Below are 16,939 nucleotides of genomic sequence, written 5' to 3' on the forward strand. Positions count from 1 at the left end.
CCGATGGCGAGGGCTCGATATGGATGTTCTTGCAGGTCAGGCAGCCAGTTTCAGTTGAAACTGAATGGCACCCCGCCTCTGCGGTTCGACGGGGATGCGGACCGCGTCCAGGAGCGTCATGTCCGAGGCGTACGTCAGGGCGCAGGTGTGGACCAGCGGGTCGTCGCCCAGCGGACCGACGGCCCGCATCCACACCGCGCTGCGCGGGTCCGCGTCGGTGACCTCCTCCTTGGTCCACCGCAGCCGGTCCACGTACCGGATGTCGAAGGGCTGGCGGCGGGCCATCCGCTCCAGGGCCTCCGGCAGGGCGCCCAGGTGTTCGCGGATCTCGTCCGCGAGGTTCGGCAGGGTCTCCGGGTCGGTCAGGTGCCTCGGCGGCAGCTGGTGCTCGAAGGCACCCTCCTCCGGCTTGTGGAAGGAGGCCGTCAGGTTGAAGATCGTCCGCCCCTCCTGGATCGCCGTGACCCGGCGGGTCGTGAACGAGCGCCCGTCCCGCACCCGCTCCACCTGGTACACGATCGGCACCCCCGGCCGGCCCGGCCGCAGGAAGTAGGCGTGCAGCGAGTGCACCGGCCGGTCGCCCTCGGTGGTGCGGCCGGCCGCCACCAGGGCCTGCCCGGCGACCTGCCCGCCGAAGACCCGTTGCAGTGACTCCTGCGGGCTGCGCCCGCGGAAGATGTCGACCTCGATCCGCTCCAGGTCGAGCAGATCGACGAGCCTCTCGGCGGGATTGGTCACCACGGAACCGAACTCCTCTACAGCTGTCCGACGGACGTGACACGGACGACCGCGCGGCCCTCCTCGTCGGAGGCCGCGAGATCCACCTCCGCGCTGATACCCCAGTCATGGTCGCCGTTCGGGTCGGCGAAGGTCTGCCGGACGCGCCACAGGCCGTGCGCCGCGTCCTCCTCGATGTTCAGCAGCTTCGGGCCGCGCGCGTCCGGGCCCGTACCGAGGTCGTCGTACTCGTCCCAGTACGCGTCCATCGCGTCGCCCCAGGCGTCCGCGTCCCAGCCGGACTCGGCGTCCAGCTCGCCGAGCGCGGTCAGGTTGTCGAGGGCCGCCAGCTCCACCCGGCGGAACATCGCGTTGCGCACCAGGACCCGGAAGGCGCGGGCGTTGGCCGTGACCGGCTTGACCTGGTCGGCCTTCTCCTGGGCCTCCTCGGCCGTCTGCACCTCCGGGTTGGCCAGCTGCTCCCACTCGTCGAGCAGCGAGGAGTCCACCTGGCGCACCATCTCGCCCAGCCAGGCGATCAGGTCCTCCAGGTCCTCGGTCTTCAGGTCGTCCGGGATGGTGTGGTCGAGCGCCTTGTACGCGCTCGCGAGGTACCGCAGGACGATGCCCTCGGTCCGCGCCAGCTCGTACCAGGAGGTGAACTCGGTGAAGGTCAGGGCCCGTTCGTACATGTCACGGATGACCGACTTCGGCGACACCGGGTGGTCGCCGACCCACGGGTGCGACTTCCGGTAGACGTTGTACGCGTGCCAGAGCAGCTCCTCCAGCGGCTTCGGGTACGAGATGTCCTGGAGCCGCTCCATCCGCTCCTCGTACTCGACGCCGTCGGCCTTCATCCGACCGACGGCCTCGCCGCGCGCCTTGTTCTGCATGGCGTGGAGGATCTGGCGCGGGTCGTCGAGCGTCGACTCGACGACGGAGACCATGTCCAGGGCGTACGACGGGGACTCCGGGTCGAGCAGGTCGAAGGCGGCGAGCGCGAACGTCGACAGCGGCTGGTTGAGCGCGAAGTCCTGCTGGAGGTCGACCGTCAGCCGGATCGTGCGGCCCTCGGCGTCCGGCTTGTCCAGCTGCTCCACGACCCCGCCGTCGAGCAGCGAGCGGTAGATGGCGATGGCCCGGCGGATGTGCCGCAGCTGCGCCTTGCGCGGCTCGTGGTTGTCCTCGAGCAGCTTGCGCATCGCGTCGAAGGCGTTGCCGGGCCGGGCGATCACCGAGAGCAGCATGATGTTGGTGACCTTGAAGCGGGAGGTCAGCGGCTCCGGCTCGGCGCCGATCAGCTTCTCGAAGGTGGTGTCGCTCCAGGCGACGAACCCCTCCGGGGCCTTCTTGCGGACCACCTTGCGGCGCTTCTTCGGGTCGTCGCCGGCCTTCGCGAGCGCCTTCTCGTTCTCGATGACGTGCTCGGGGGCCTGGGCGACCACGTAACCGGCCGTGTCGAAGCCGGCCCGGCCGGCCCGGCCCGCGATCTGGTGGAACTCACGGGCGCGCAGGGTGCGCACCCGGGTGCCGTCGTACTTCGTCAGGGCGGTGAAGAGGACCGTGCGGATCGGCACGTTCACGCCGACACCGAGGGTGTCCGTCCCGCAGATCACCTTGAGCAGGCCGGCCTGGGCCAGCTTCTCGACGAGCCGCCGGTACTTCGGCAGCATGCCCGCGTGGTGCACGCCGATGCCGTGCCGGACGTAACGCGAGAGGTTCTGGCCGAACTTGGTGGTGAACCGGAAGCTGCCGATCAGCTCGGCGATCTTGTCCTTCTCCTCGCGCGTGCACATGTTGATGCTCATCAGCGACTGCGCGCGCTCCACGGCCTGCGCCTGCGTGAAGTGCACGATGTAGACCGGCGCCTGCCTGGTCTCCAGGAGCTCCGTCAGGGTGTCCGTGATGGGGGTGAGCCGGTACTCGTACGAGAGGGGCACCGGCCGGGTCGCCGAGCGGACCACCGAGGTCGGCCGGCCCGTGCGCCGGGTCAGGTCCTTCTCGAACATCGACATGTCGCCGAGCGTCGCCGACATGAGCACGAACTGCGCCTGGGGAAGCTCCAGGAGCGGAATCTGCCAGGCCCAGCCGCGGTCCTGCTCGGCGTAGAAGTGGAACTCGTCCATCACGACCTGGCCGATGTCCGCGTACCTGCCGTCCCGCAGCGCGATCGACGCGAGCACCTCCGCCGTGCAGCAGATCACCGGGGCGTCCGCGTTCACGGACGCGTCGCCGGTCAGCATGCCGACGTTCTCGGTGCCGAAGATCTTGCACAGTTCGAAGAACTTCTCCGACACCAGCGCCTTGATCGGAGCCGTGTAGAACGTCACCTGGTCGTTGGCGAGCGCGGTGAAGTGCGCCCCCGCCGCGACCAGCGACTTTCCGGAGCCGGTGGGGGTGGACAGGATCACGTTGGCCCCGGAGACGACCTCGATCAGAGCCTCTTCCTGGGCCGGGTAGAGCGTGATGCCCCGGTCCTCGGCCCAGGAGGAGAAGGCCTCGAAGAGGGCGTCGGGGTCGGCGGTCGGCGGCAGCTGATCGATAAGGGTCACGCCCCCATCTTGCCTGGCTTCCGCTCGGATGAGGGAACCGGCCAGCGGACGTGATGATCACGGACGGTAGGCTCGTCCGTCGACCGGTCGCCAACTGAGCGCCGGCAGGGGAGAAACGGGGCGGGCCAACCATGATGGGACCGGCGCATTCGCTGTCCGGAGCGGCGGCCTGGCTGGGGGTCGGAGCGGCCGCGGCGGCCTTCGACCGGCCGATGCCCTGGCCGGTTCTCGTCGTCGGTGCGCTCATCTGCGCGGGCGCCGCCCTCGCCCCCGACCTCGACCACAAGTCCGCGACCATCTCCCGCGCCTTCGGACCGGTCTCCAAGGGCCTCTGCGAGATCGTCGACAAGCTGTCGTACGCCGTCTACAAGGCGACCCGCTCCTCCGCAGACCCCCGCAGGTCCGGCGGCCACCGGACCCTCACCCACACCTGGCTCTGGGCCGTCCTGATCGGCGGCGGCGCCTCGGTCGCGGCGGTCACCGGCGGCCGGTGGGCGGTCCTCGCCATCCTCTTCGTCCACCTGGTCCTCGCCGTGGAAGGCCTGCTGTGGCGGGCCGCCAGGATGTCGAGCGACGTCCTGGTGTGGCTGCTCGGCGCCACCAGCGCCTGGATCCTGGCGGGCGTCCTCGACCAGCCCGGCAACGGCTCGGACTGGTTCTTCACCGGCCCCGGCCAGGAGTACCTGTGGCTCGGCCTCCCGATCGTCCTCGGCGCCCTCGTCCACGACATCGGCGACGCCCTGACCGTCTCGGGCTGCCCGATCCTGTGGCCCCTCCCGGTCGGCCGGAAGCGCTGGTACCCGATCGGCCCGCCGAAGGCCATGCGCTTCCGGGCCGGCAGCTGGGTCGAGCTGAAGGTCCTGATGCCCGCCTTCATGCTCCTGGGCGGGGCGGGCGGAGCCTCGGCGCTCGGCTTCATCTAGCAGCGGCGGCGGGTACGCGGAAGGGGCCGCACCGGACACATCCGGTGCGGCCCCTTCCGCCCTCCGTCAGCCGTGCCAGGACCGCCACAGCGCCGCGTACGCCCCGTCCGCCGCGACCAGCTCCGCGTGGCTGCCGAGCTCGCTGATCCGCCCGGACTCGACCACCGCGATCAGATCGGCGTCGTGGGCCGTGTGCAGCCGGTGCGCGATGGCCACGACCGTACGCCCGTCCAGGACACGGCTGAGGGAACGCTCCAGGTGCCGGGCCGCCCGCGGGTCGAGCAGCGAGGTCGCCTCGTCGAGGACCAGGGTGTGCGGGTCCGCGAGGACCAGCCGGGCAAGGGCGATCTGCTGGGCCTGCGCCGGGGACAGGGACCTGCCGCCCGAGCCGACCTCGGTGTCCAGGCCCTCGTCGAGACCCCGGGCCCAGACCTCCGCGTCCACCGCCGTGAGCGCGGCCCACAGCTCCGTGTCCGACGCCCCGGTCCTGGCCAGGAGCAGATTGTCCCGGAGGGTGCCCACGAAGACGTGGTGCTCCTGGTTGACCAGGGCCACGTGCTCACGGACCCGCTCGGCGGGCATCCGTGCCAGCTCGGCGGCGCCGAGGGTGACCGAGCCGGTCCGCGGGGCGTAGATGCCCGCGAGCAGCCGGCCGAGGGTGGACTTCCCCGCGCCGGACGGACCCACCAGGGCGAGCCGGGTGCCGGGCGCCACCGTGAGGGACACCTCGTGCAGCACGTCGACGCCCTCGCGGTAACCGAACCGCACCTCGTCGGCCAGGACGGTCCGGCCCTCCGGCCGGACCTCCGCGTCGCCCGCCTCCGGCTCGATGTCCCGGACGCCGACCAGCCGGGCCAGCGACACCTGGGCGACCTGGAGCTCGTCGTACCAGCGGAGCACGATCCCGATCGGGTCGACCAGCATCTGCGCGAGCAGCGCGCCGGTCGTCAGCTGGCCCACGTCGATCCAGCCCCGGAGCACGAACGCCCCGCCGAGCAGGAGCACGGAACAGAGCACCGTCACATGGGTCAGGTTGACGACGGGGAAGAGCACCGAGCGCAGGAACAGCGTGTACCTCTCCCACGCGACCCACTCCGAGATCCGCCGGTCCGACAGGGCGATCCGGCGCTCGCCGAGGCGGTGCGCCTCGACCGTACGGCCCGCGTCGACCGTCTCGGCGAGGGCGGCGGCCACCGCCGCGTACCCCGCGGACTCCGAGCGGTACGCCGAGGGCGCCCGCTTGAAGTACCAGCGGCCGCCGACGATCAGCAGCGGCGCCGCGAGCAGCGCGGCGAGCGCGAGCGGCGGCGCCGTCACCGCGAGGCCGCCGAGCAGCAGCCCCGCCCACACGACGCCGATGGCCAGCTGCGGCACCGCCTCGCGCATCGCGTTGGAGAGCCGGTCGACGTCCGTGGTGATCCGGGAGAGGAGGTCACCGGTGCCGGCCCGCTCCAGCACGCCCGGCGGCAGACCGACCGCGCGGACGAGGAAGTCCTCCCGCAGGTCGGCCAGCATCTCCTCCCCGAGCATCGCCCCGCGCAGCCGGACGAGCCGCACGAAGAAGGTCTGGACGAGCAGGGCGGCCGCGAACAGCCCGACCGTACGCTCCAGATGGAGCTCGCGCGCTCCCGACGCCAGTTCGTCCACCACCGAACCGAGCAGGTACGGGCCGGCCATCGAGGCGACCACGGCGACCGCGTTCACCCCGATGAGCAGCGCGAACGCCCGCCGGTGGCGGCGCAGCAGCGCACGCGCGTAGGCGCGGACGGTCGCGGTGCCGGCGACGGGCAGCGTGGTCGCCGTCGTCGGGGCCGCCGGGTCGTACTCCGGAGGCGCCAGGCCGATCATGCCGTTTCCCCTTCCAGTGCTTCGATCTCGTCCGCTTCGGTCTCGACGGGGCGGAGGGCCGCCGGGCCGAGTGGTTCCTCGTCGGTCCCGCGGGTGACGACCGCCCGGTAGCGGGGCTCCCGGGCGAGCAGCTCGCGATGGGTGCCCACGGCGACCGCCTGGCCCTCGTGGACCAGGACGACCCGGTCGGCGCGGTCCAGGAGCAGCGGCGAGGAGGCGAGGACCACGGTGGTCCTGGCCTCGCGCAGCTCGCGGACACCGGCCGCGACCCGGGCCTCGGTGTGGGCGTCGACCGCCGAGGTGGGCTCGTCGAGGACGAGCACCTCCGGATCGGTCACGAGCGACCGGGCGAGCGCGAGCCGCTGCCGCTGGCCGCCGGAGAGCGACCGGCCCCGCTCGGTGATCCGGGTGCGCATCGGATCGCCGTCGGTGTCCACGGAGGCCTGCGCCAGCGCGTCGAGGACGTCCTCGCACCGGGCGGCGGCCAGTGCCCGCTCGGGGAGCACCTCGCCGGAGCGCGGCACGTCGAGCAGTTCGTGGAGCGTGCCCGAGAGCAGGACCGGGTCCTTGTCCTGGACGAGGACGGCCGTACGGGCGGCCCCCAGCGGCAGTTCGTCGAGCGGGACCCCGCCGAGCAGGACCGATGTGTGGTCCGCGTCCGGTTCGGCCGGGTGGCCGCCGAGCCGGTCCGCGAGCCGCCCGGCGACGTCCGGGTCGCCGCAGACGACCGCCGTGAAGAGGCCGGCCGGTGCGCGCAGTCCGGTCAGCGGGTCGTACAGGTCCCCGGTCGCCTTGCGCTCCCCGTCGCCCGCGGTGGTGGTGACCGTACGGGCCAGGGCGAGCACCCGGGCGGCCCGCTTCGCCGACGGACGGGAGAAGGAGAAGGCCATGGCGATCTCCTCGAAGTTCCGCAGCGGGTGGTACGTGAGGGCGACGGCGCTGTACACGGTGACCAGCGCGCCGACCGTGATCCGTCCGTCGAGGGCGAGCCGCGCCCCGTACGCCACCACGACGATGAGCAGGATGCCGGGGAGCACGACCTGCGTCGCGGAGATCAGCGCCCACATGCGCGCACTGCGCACGGCCGCCGCGCGGACCTCCTGGGAGGCGGCGCGGTAGCGGGCGAGGAACAGCTCCTCGCCGCCGATGCCGCGCAGGACGCGGAGCCCGGCGACGGTGTCCGAGGCCAGTTCGGTGGCCTTGCCCGCCTTCTCGCGCTGGATGTCCGCCCGGCGCGTCGCGCGGGGGAGGAGCGGCAGCACGGACAGGGCGAGGAGGGGGACGCCGACGGCCACCACGACGCCCAGGGAGGGCTCGTAGACGATGAGGCCCGTGCAGACGAGGACCAGGACGACGGCGCCCGCGGCGAACCGTGACAGGGCCTCGACGAACCAGCCGATCTTCTCGACGTCGCCGGTGGAGACGGCGACGACCTCGCCCGCGGCGACCCGCCGGGTCAGGACCGAGCCGAGCTCGGCGGTCTTGCGGGAGAGCAGCTGCTGGACCCGGGCGGAGGCCGTGATCCAGTTGGTGACGGCGGTGCGGTGCAGCATCACGTCACCCACGGTGATCGCGGCTCCGAAGACCAGGAGCAGCGCTCCGGCGAGCGCGAGCCGCCCGCCGTCGCGGTCCACGACCGCCTGCACGGCGACGCCGACGCCGAACGGAAGGCCGGCGATGCCCAGGTGGTGGAGGAGTCCCCAGAGCATGGACTTCACCTGTCCGCCGAGCTGTTGACGGCCGAGCCAGACGAGGAACCGGGTGCCCGAGCGGACATCGGGGACCCCTGGGTCGGGGTGGGGAAGATCTCGAATCTGCATGGCGTCCCAGGGTCTCCGGGTCTCGTCTGGGGGGAAACGCGCGCCGGGGGTACGCGGCCGCTCGTGTCCGGGGGTGGGATGGAAACCGTGCAAGGTTCGCTTTTTCCCCGCCGGGCGGCAATCGATTTTCCCCATGACGGAACAGATCGCGCCATGTCCGCTCATCGCCCTCTGGACCGCACGGAGCTGACCGCGCTTCACTCTCGCCCCATGAGATCACTCAAGATCATGAGCATGCTCAGCGGTCTGGCGCTGGCAGCCTGCGCCCTCCTCACCGCCCACCCGGCCGCCGCCGACGGTCCGAACGGCCCGACGCCCCCGGCCGAGTTCACCACCGACTGGCACGACCCGGTCACCGCCGCCCCGCCCGTCGAGACCCCCGGCACCCGCAGCTGCGAAGTGACCCTCGCCGCCGCCCAGTTCCGCGACTTCACCCCCTACCAGGGGAGTTACACCCCGCCCAAGGAGTGCGGCACCCGCTGGAACAAGATCGTCCTCCGCCTCGAAGGCAGCGTGAAGGGCCGCCAGTACGACCGCCTCGGCCACCTCACCGTCGGCGGCGTGGAGATCTTCCGCACCTCGACGCCCCAGCCCTCGCCCGACGGCATCACCTGGTCCGTCGAGAAGGACGTCACCCGGTACCGCGACACCCTCAGCCGCCCGCAGCCGGTCGAGATGCTCATCGGCAATGTCGTGAACGAGACGTACACCGGCGTCCTCGACGTCCGCGTCACCCTCACCTTCCACACCGCCCAGGGCCGTGTGAAGCCCGCCGCCGGTACCCCCGACCGGGTGATCCCCCTCACCGGCGCCACCCTCACCACCCCGCGCAACACCGAACGCGTCCTCGCCGAGGTGTACGCCACCGGCTCCGGCGGTGGCTGCGAGGAGTACTGGTACCTCTCCGTCCCCGACGCCGCCCCCTACTCCTGCCGGGCCGCCGAAGGCCCGCATCGGGAGGTCCGCGTCTCCGTCGACGGACGCCTCGCCGGCATCGCCGCGCCCTTCCCCACGGTCTGGACCGGCGGCTGGTCCAATCCCTTCCTCTGGTACGTCACCCCCGGGCCGCGCGCCTTCGACGTCCAGCCGGTCGTCTACGACCTGACGCCCTTCGCCGCCGTCCTCAACGACGGCCGTGCCCACCGCGTCGAGGTCACCGTCGCCGGCGTCCCGGCCGGGCAGACGGGCTGGTCCACCCCCACCAACGTGCTGCTCTGGCAGGACGAGGGCAGCCGGGTCGTCACCGGCGGCCTCGACCGTCACGAGGAGACCGCCCCGGGCAACTCCTCCGTGTACACGGCGGGCTCCGCGGACTCCCTCCACCGCCTGGACACGGAGGCGGACCACCGGCTCACCGTCGCTGGCCACCTGAACACCTCGCACGGCCGGGTCGACACCACCGTCACCCGCTCCGTCGCCCACACCTCCGTCCACCGCTGGGGCGAGGGGGAGAACCCGGACGCGTTCACCGCGCGCTGGACCGACCGGGAGAGCGTCACCACCGGCCGGACCGTCACCCGGACCGACCGGACGTACACGATGGACGGGGAGACGACGGTCGGGGCGGGCGACCGGCTGCGGACGGTCCTCACCCTCGGGGACCGCGCCGACACGAGCGCCGTGCGCGACGGACGGCGCCTCTCCTGGTCGCGGCTCGACGACACGTACACCGGCGACGCCACGTACACCACCGGCGTCCCGCGCGACCAGCGGCACGCGGTCGGCACCACGAACGAGCGCTACCGGCTGTACGGCTCCGACGGCTGCCACGACCGGAGCCTGACGACCGTCCAGGGCACCGTCACCGAGGACCTGCGGCGCTGCTGAGCACCGCGGTGCCCGGCCCCCGCCGTGAGCGGGGCCGGGCGCCACGCCTTCGGACGGGCCTCACCGCACTCTCAGACCGGCTTCACCGAGTCCACGCCCGGGCGGGCCGCGGTCCACTCGCCGCGCGTGAAGTCGGGGATCTCCTGCGGGGCTCCGCCGGCCCTGATCGAGGCGTCGCTCAGCGGCAACGGCGCCGTCCAGGTGGCGGCGTCGTACACGTCGAAGTCCGGTACGAGACCGAGCCGCATGCACTGCATCAGCCGGTAGACCATGAGGTGGTCCATGCCGCCGTGGGCGCCCGGCGGGTTGGCGTGGGCCTTCCAGAGCCAGTGGTCGAACTCGGCCGCGTACGCCGAGAAGTCACCCCACTCGTCGTCCTTGTGGTCCGGCTCGATGTAGATCCGGGCGGGGAAGTCCTCGAAGACGCCCCGCGTGCCGCCCAGGCTGTTGATCCGGCTGTACGGGTGCGGGGTGGAGACGTCGTGCTCGAGGCGGATCACCCGGCCCCTGGCCGTCCGGACCATGCTGATCGTCCGGTCGCTCCCGGTGTACGACTCCTTCCAACTCGGGTCACCGGGCGGCATGTTCTCCTCGCGGTACTCGGCGAGGCCGAGCGCCGGCGTCCCGAAGCTGCTGATGCTCACCGCCCGGTCGCCCCGGTTGACGTCCATGTAGGTGGCGACGGGACCGAAGCCGTGGTTGGGGTAGAGGTCCCCCTTGAGACGCGTGTGCCAGAGCCGGCGCCAGGGACCCTCGTAGTACGTCGGGGAGAACAGCAGACCGCGCAGGTCGTGGTTGTACGCCCCCGCGCCGTGCAGGAGTTGCCCGAACTTGCCGGCGTGCGCCATCCGCAGCACCCGCATCTCGTTCCGGCCGTAGCAGCAGTTCTCCAGCTGCATGCAGTGCCGACGGGTCTGCTCGGACAGGTCGACCAGTTCCCACAGCTCGTCGAGCCGCATCGCGACCGGGCACTCCACGCCGGCGTGCTTGCCGTTCAGCATCGCCGCCCTGGCGATGGCGAAGTGGCTCTCCCAGGGGGTGGCCACGTACACGAGGTCGACGTCCGAGCGGGCGCAGAGCTTCTCGTAGTCGTTCTCGCCGTTCACGTACAGGGCGGGGGCGGGGTGCCCGGCGGCGACGGTCTTCGCGGCGGCCCGTTCGGCCTTGTCGCGCACCGGGTCGCAGACGGCCGTCACACGGACCCCGGGGAGCGAGAGGAAGTGCCCGATCATGGCGGCGCCCCGGTTGCCGAACCCGACGATGCCGACGCGGACCGTGGAACGGCGCTCGAAGGGGACGGCCGCCATGGTGGCACCACGGCGCTTCGGCACGGCCGCGGCTTCGGCGGGCGCGGCGGTGGGCGCTCCGGCGGCCTGGGCGGCGGACGGGCCGCCGAGGGCGCCGACACCGAGACCCGCCCCGGCCGCCGCGGCGGTCCCGAGGACCTGGCGGCGGCTCGGGGCGTGCGGCGACTGCTCGTTCATGGAACCTCCCGGACCGAGTGCACGGCTGACCCGTCGGATGGTCGGACTGTACTGTTCCGGATCTCGCGCCGAGCGGCACGGAACACCCACCGTCACCCGAACGTACGAAGGCCCCGCACCGTCCGGGGTGAGGGGCCGCCGTGCCCGGCCGACCGACGCGGTCAGGGACGCGTCGCCCGTTCCAGGGCGAGGAGCACCGACCCGTAACTGCGGCCCGTCGCCCGCTCCATCCCGATCTCACACATCCGGTTGGCCGAGAGATGCGCGTCGAAGGACCGAGCCGTCACCTCGGCCGCCTCGCGGGCGGTCGCCGAGGCCGTCAGCTCCGGGTGCAGCATCCCCCGGTCGCCCGCGAAGGCGCAGCAGCCCGCGTCGGCGGGGACGACGACCTCCTCCGCGCAGGCCCCGGCGAGCGCCGTCAGCCTGTCCTCGTCGCCGAGGTGCCGCATCGAGCACGTCGGATGCACCACGGCGGAGCCGACCCGGCGGCGTACGACGAGCCGCGGAAGCAGCTCGTCCGCCGCCCACACCAGCGAGTCCACCACCGTCATCTCCGCGTGCAGCGCCCGGTTGTCCGCCGTCAGGTACGGCACCACCTCGTGCGCGATGCCGAGCGTGCACGAGGAGGCGTCCACCACCAGCGGCAGCGTCCCGCCCGCCGTCCACCCCCAGGCCGCCTCGACGATCCGGTTCGCCATCACCTCGTTGCCCCGCTCGTACCCCTTGGAGTGCCAGATCGTCGCGCAGCACGTACCGGCCACGTCGTCCGGGATCCACACCGGTCTCCCCGCCCGCGCCGACACCGCGACCACGGCCTCGGGGAGCGAGGGCCCGGGGCCGCCGTCCGGGCCGCCCTCCGGGTCGCCGAAGATCCGGTTCACACAGGCCGGGTAGTAGACGGCGGCCGCCGCCGGGCGATGGGTGCGGGGCAGCCGCCGCGCCGCCGCGCCGGGGATCTCCGGCAGCCACTCCGGCACCAGGTCGCTGCTGAGCGCCCGCCGGGCCAGGCCCGTCACCGAGGCGAGGACCCGGTCGCCGATCCGGTCCGCCGCGGCGACCGCGAGCCGCGCGGAGGCCTCCACCGCCCGGAAGTTCCTCGCGGCCAGGGCGGCGATCCGTTCCTCGCGCGGCGAGTGGCGCTCGTGCCGGAACTCCTTCATGAGCGCGCCCGTGTCGATCCCGACCGGGCAGGCCAGCTTGCAGGTGGAGTCACCGGCGCAGGTGTCGACGGCGCCGTAGCCGTACTCCTCGAGGAGGCGCGTCTCGACCGGGGAGCCCTCGCCCTGCCGCATCATCTCCCGGCGCAGCACGATCCGCTGGCGCGGAGTGGTCGTCAGGTCCTTGCTGGGGCAGGTCGGCTCGCAGAAGCCGCACTCGATGCAGGGATCGGCGATCCGCTCCACGGACGGGATCGTCTTCAGGCCGCGCAGATGGGCGTGCGGGTCGCGGTCCAGGACGATCCGCGGGGCGAGCACCCCGTCGGGGTCGACGGCCTCCTTGATCCGCCACATCAGGTCGGTCGCCTTCGTGCCCCACTCCAGTTCCAGGAAGGGCGCGATGTTGCGGCCGGTGGCGTGCTCCGCCTTCAGGGAGCCGTCGAAGCGCTCCACGGTCAGCTTGCAGAACTCGTCCATGAAGCCCGCGTACCGCTCGACGTCGCCGGGGTCGGCCGCATCGAAGGCGAGGAGGAAGTGGAGGTTGCCGTGCGCGGCGTGACCGGCCACGGCCGCGTCGAAACCGTGCCGGGACTGGAGGTCGAGCAGTGCGGCGCAGGCCTCCGCGAGCCGGACCGGCGGCACGGCGAAGTCCTCGGTGATCAGGGTCGTCCCGGAGGGGCGCGAGCCGCCGACGGCCGTCACGAAGGCCTTGCGGGCCTTCCAGTACCCGGAGATCTTCCCGGGGTCGCGGGTGAACGCGTTCTCCACGGAAGCCACCGGGACCACCGGGGCCATCGGGCCGAGCCCGGCGAGGACCTCCGCCGCCGCCCGCTCGTACGCCGCGAGGGCCGCCGCGTCCGGCGCCCGGAACTCGACCAGCAGCGCCGCCGTCTCCCTGGGCAGTTCCGCCCAGTCCCCGGGCACGCCCGCCACGCTGACCGAGGCCCGCAGCGTGTTGCCGTCCATCAGCTCGACGGCCAGGGCCCCGGCCTCGGTGAACCGGGGCACGGCGGCGGCCGCCGCCGGCAGCGAGGGGAAGAAGAGCAGGGCCGTGGACACCTGGCGGTCCAGCGGCAGCGTGTCGAGGACGACCTCCGAGATGAAGCCGAGGGTGCCCTCGGAGCCGACCATGAGACCCCGCAGGATCCGCACCGGGGTGTCGCCGTCGAGGAAGGCGTCGAGCCGGTAGCCGTTGGTGTTCTTGATGGTGTACTTGGCCCGGATCCGGGCGGTCAGCTCGGCGTCCGCCTCGATCTCGGCCTTGATCGCCAGCAGTTCCGCGCACAGCCTCGGCTCGGCGCGCGCCAGTTCCTCATCGGCGTCCGGGTGGGCGGTGTCGACCACGGTGCCGCTCGGCAGCACGAAGGTGAGCGAGGAGACGGTCCGGTACGAGTTCCGGGTCGTCCCGGCGGTCATGCCGGAGGCGTTGTTGGCGACGACGCCGCCGATCGTGCAGGCGACGGCGCTCGCCGGATCGGGGCCCAGGACCCGGCCGTACGGGGCGAGCGCGGCATTGGCCCGTACGACGGTGGTGCCGGGGCGGGCGCGGGCGCGGGCGCCGCCGTCCAGGACCTCGACGCCGGCCCAGTGGCGGCGCACGTCCACCAGGATGTCCTCGCCCTGCGCCTGCCCGTTGAGGCTGGTCCCGGCGGCCCGGAAGACCACTTCGCGGCCCTTGCCGTGCGCGTACGACAGGATCGTGGAGATGTCGTCGATGTCCTCGGCGACCACGACGACCTGCGGAACGAACCGGTACGGGCTGGCGTCAGAGGCGTACCGGACCAGGTCGGAGATCGTGGACAGGACCTTCTCCGCGCCGAGGAGTTCGGTGAGCTCCTCGCGCAGCCCCCGCGGCGTGCCCCGCGAGTGGAGCTCCGGGACGCGGTCCGGGGCCGGAGTCCGCTTCGTACGGGGGCGAAGGGCCTGCGGGTTCGGCTCGAACAGCGGCATGTCACGGCTCCCCTTCGGCGCGTCCCCGCGCCCGAGGAGTCAGCAGCCGCCCTCGGGGCCTGGGTCGACCAGGGCGGTCAGCAGACCCCCGAGCACCTCGCGCTGTGCGGCGGTCAATGGAGCAAGGATGTCCTCTGCGGCCGCCCGGCGCGCGCTGCGCAGCTCTCCCAGCGTGGCGCGGCCCGCGTCGGTGAGCTCGATCCGCACGACCCGCCGGTTGCTCGGGTCGGGCACCCTGCGCACCCGGTCGACGGCCTCGAGGCCGTCGACGAGACTGGTCACGGCGCGCGGGACGACCTCGAGGCGGGCGGCGAGGTCGGCCATCCGGGGCGGCTCGCCGAAGTGCGCGACCGTGCGCAGCAGCCTGGACTGGGCCGGGGTGATGCCGACCGGCTCCAGATGGCGCTTCTGGATGCGGTGCAGCCGCCGGGTGAGGCGGAGGAGCTGCTCGGCGAGGAGCCCGTCGGCGTCGGCACCGGTCGGCGGGCGGGCGCCGGTCGGCGCGTCGGTACCGGACGGCGCGTCGGCACCGGTCGGCGCGTCGGCACCGGTCGGCGCGTCGGTGCCGATCAGCGGTTCGGCGCCGGTCAGCGGGTCGGAGGTGGTCATGCGGGAACAATATCAGGACCATGTTCATTGTGAGCATAGGTAACAATGAGCTAGGGTCTTTTCGACCTCGAATCCTCGACCCTCGAAGGAGCCCATGCGCCCCCACGACCAGTCCGACTGGACGCCCCCGCCCCGCGACTCCGACCAGCCGAAGGAGCCCGCGCAGCTGCGGCGCATCCTGGGACTCTTCCGCCCTTACCGCGCGCGCCTCGTCGTCGTCGGCCTCCTGGTCGGCGCCGCCTCGCTCGTCACGGTCGCCTCACCCTTCCTGCTCAAGGAGATCCTGGACACCGCGATCCCGCAGGGCCGCACCGGGCTGCTCAGCCTGCTCGCCCTCGGCATGATCGCCACCGCCGTGCTGACCAGCGTCTTCGGCGTGCTCCAGACCCTGATCTCCACCACCGTCGGCCAGCGGGTCATGCACGACCTGCGCACCGGGGTCTACGAGCAGCTCCAGCGGATGCCGCTGGCCTTCTTCACCCGGACCCGCACCGGCGAGGTCCAGTCCCGCATCGCCAACGACATCGGTGGCATGCAGGCGACCGTGACCTCGACGGCCACCTCCCTCGTCTCCAACCTCACCGCCGTCGTCGCGACGGTCATCGCCATGCTCGCCCTCGACTGGCGCCTCACCGTCGTCTCGCTGCTCCTGCTGCCCGTCTTCGTCTGGATCAGCCGGCGCGTCGGCCGTGAGCGCAAGCGGATCACCACCCAGCGGCAGAAGCAGATGGCCGCCATGGCCGCGACCGTCACCGAGTCCCTCTCCGTCAGCGGCATCCTGCTCGGCCGCACCATGGGCCGCGCCGACTCGCTGACCACGTCCTTCGCCGAGGAGTCCGAGCGCCTCGTCGACCTCGAAGTGCGCTCCTCCATGGCCGGACGCTGGCGGATGTCCACCATCGGCATCGTCATGGCCGCCATGCCCGCCCTGATCTACTGGGCCGCCGGCGTCGCCGTGGGCTCGGGCGGGACCGAGATCTCGCTCGGCACGCTCGTCGCCTTCGTCTCGCTCCAGCAGGGCCTCTTCCGGCCCGCCGTCAGCCTGCTCTCCACCGGCGTGCAGATGCAGACCTCCCTCGCGCTCTTCCAGCGCATCTTCGAGTACCTCGACCTGCCCGTGGACATCACCGAGCCCGCCGAGCCGGTCCGGCTCCCCGAGGTCCGCGGCGAGGTCGCCTTCGAGAAGGTCACCTTCCGCTACGAACCGCAGGGCACCGGCCGCCCGACCCTCGACGCGATCGACCTGATCGTTCCCGCCGGAAGCAGCCTGGCCGTCGTCGGCCCCACCGGCTCCGGCAAGTCGACCCTGAGCCACCTCGTGCCGCGCCTCTACGACGTCACCGGCGGCCGGGTCGCCCTCGACGGGGTCGACGTGCGCGACCTGGACTTCGACACCCTCGCCCGGGCCGTCGGCGTCGTCTCCCAGGAGACGTACCTCTTCCACGCCTCCGTCGCCGACAACCTCCGCTTCGCCAAGCCGGACGCCACCGACGAGGAGATCGAGGCCGCCGCCCGCGCCGCCCAGATCCACGAGCACATCGCCTCGCTCCCCGAGGGGTACGACACCCTGGTCGGCGAGCGCGGCCACCGCTTCTCGGGCGGCGAGAAGCAGCGCCTGGCCATCGCCCGCACCATCCTGCGCGACCCGCCCGTACTGATCCTCGACGAGGCGACCAGCGCCCTCGACACCCGTACCGAGCACGCGGTGCAGCAGGCCATCGACGCCCTCTCGGCGGGCCGCACCACGATCACCATCGCCCATCGGCTCTCCACCGTCAGGGACGCCGACCAGATCGTCGTCCTGGACGCGGGGCGGATCGCGGAGCGCGGCACGCACGAGGAACTGCTCGCGCGGGACGGGCGGTACGCGGCCCTGGTCCGCCGGGACGAGCGCGGCGCCGCGACCGCCACGGCCGCCACCGCTCCGACCGAACAGGCGAACGTAGGAGCGGTTGTTCCCCAGAACGTGTGATCGTTCCGGGAATCGTTGCCCAACTCCCGTACGCCGTCGGATGATTGCGGTGCGCGATCGGCGGGCTGCAGACCGTGACC

Annotated in this window: 9 protein-coding genes and 1 pseudogene; 3 read left to right on the plus strand and 7 right to left on the minus strand. The window is 72.6% G+C overall.

From position 1 onward, the window contains the following. Positions 1 to 81 precede the first annotated feature (81 nt). Positions 82 to 738: pseudogene (locus tag ACFWUY_RS29585) on the minus strand (acyl-CoA thioesterase); the annotation flags it as partial. 17 nt (positions 739 to 755) lie between these two features. Next, on the minus strand, positions 756 to 3,269 hold the full coding sequence (locus ACFWUY_RS29590) for a DEAD/DEAH box helicase (RefSeq protein WP_384116469.1): 2,514 nt from the start codon (positions 3,267 to 3,269) through the stop codon (positions 756 to 758). Between the two features lie 131 nt (positions 3,270 to 3,400). Here ACFWUY_RS29590 and ACFWUY_RS29595 point away from each other — a divergent pair, with 131 nt between their 5' ends. After that, positions 3,401 to 4,192: a metal-dependent hydrolase gene (locus tag ACFWUY_RS29595; protein ID WP_384116472.1), complete on the plus strand. Its 792-nt coding sequence runs from the start codon at positions 3,401 to 3,403 to the stop codon at positions 4,190 to 4,192. Positions 4,193 to 4,258: 66 nt separating this feature from the next. Here the strand turns inward: ACFWUY_RS29595 and ACFWUY_RS29600 are convergent, their stop codons facing one another. Together ACFWUY_RS29600 and ACFWUY_RS29605 are read right to left on the minus strand one after the other, a co-directional pair. After that, the gene (locus ACFWUY_RS29600) at positions 4,259 to 6,040 is read right to left on the minus strand and encodes an ABC transporter ATP-binding protein (protein ID WP_384116475.1); all 1,782 of its coding nucleotides are present in this window, start codon (positions 6,038 to 6,040) and stop codon (positions 4,259 to 4,261) included. Then, complete coding sequence (locus tag ACFWUY_RS29605; RefSeq protein WP_384116478.1) at positions 6,037 to 7,860, minus strand: ABC transporter transmembrane domain-containing protein; 1,824 nt, start codon at positions 7,858 to 7,860, stop codon at positions 6,037 to 6,039. Before ACFWUY_RS29605 ends, ACFWUY_RS29600 begins: the two co-directional genes overlap by 4 nt. Positions 7,861 to 8,070: 210 nt before the next feature. Here ACFWUY_RS29605 and ACFWUY_RS29610 point away from each other — a divergent pair, with 210 nt between their 5' ends. Continuing rightward, the gene (locus ACFWUY_RS29610; protein WP_384116480.1) at positions 8,071 to 9,687 is read left to right on the plus strand and encodes a peptide-N4-asparagine amidase; all 1,617 of its coding nucleotides are present in this window, start codon (positions 8,071 to 8,073) and stop codon (positions 9,685 to 9,687) included. Positions 9,688 to 9,758: 71 nt separating this feature from the next. Here ACFWUY_RS29610 and ACFWUY_RS29615 read toward each other — a convergent pair whose 3' ends face one another. The 3 genes from ACFWUY_RS29615 to ACFWUY_RS29625 all read right to left on the minus strand — a co-directional run bounded on the left by ACFWUY_RS29615 (position 9,759) and on the right by ACFWUY_RS29625 (position 14,887). After that, positions 9,759 to 11,171, minus strand: a complete 1,413-nt coding sequence (locus tag ACFWUY_RS29615) for a Gfo/Idh/MocA family protein (RefSeq protein ID WP_384116484.1) — start codon at positions 11,169 to 11,171, stop codon at positions 9,759 to 9,761. Positions 11,172 to 11,332: 161 nt separating this feature from the next. Next, entirely contained in the window at positions 11,333 to 14,278 is a 2,946-nt protein-coding gene (locus ACFWUY_RS29620) for an FAD-binding and (Fe-S)-binding domain-containing protein (protein ID WP_384116487.1), read from the minus strand. 39 nt (positions 14,279 to 14,317) lie between these two features. Then, positions 14,318 to 14,887 (minus strand): MarR family winged helix-turn-helix transcriptional regulator, encoded by a 570-nt coding sequence (locus ACFWUY_RS29625; RefSeq protein ID WP_384116490.1) that lies wholly within the window; start codon positions 14,885 to 14,887, stop codon positions 14,318 to 14,320. A 94-nt stretch (positions 14,888 to 14,981) separates the two neighbouring features. Here ACFWUY_RS29625 and ACFWUY_RS29630 point away from each other — a divergent pair, with 94 nt between their 5' ends. Continuing rightward, positions 14,982 to 16,859, plus strand: coding sequence for an ABC transporter ATP-binding protein (locus ACFWUY_RS29630; RefSeq protein WP_384116493.1), 1,878 nt, complete (start codon positions 14,982 to 14,984; stop codon positions 16,857 to 16,859). Positions 16,860 to 16,939 lie beyond the last annotated feature (80 nt).

Source organism: Streptomyces sp. NPDC058664, assembly GCF_042716635.1.
GTDB lineage: Bacteria > Actinomycetota > Actinomycetes > Streptomycetales > Streptomycetaceae > Streptomyces.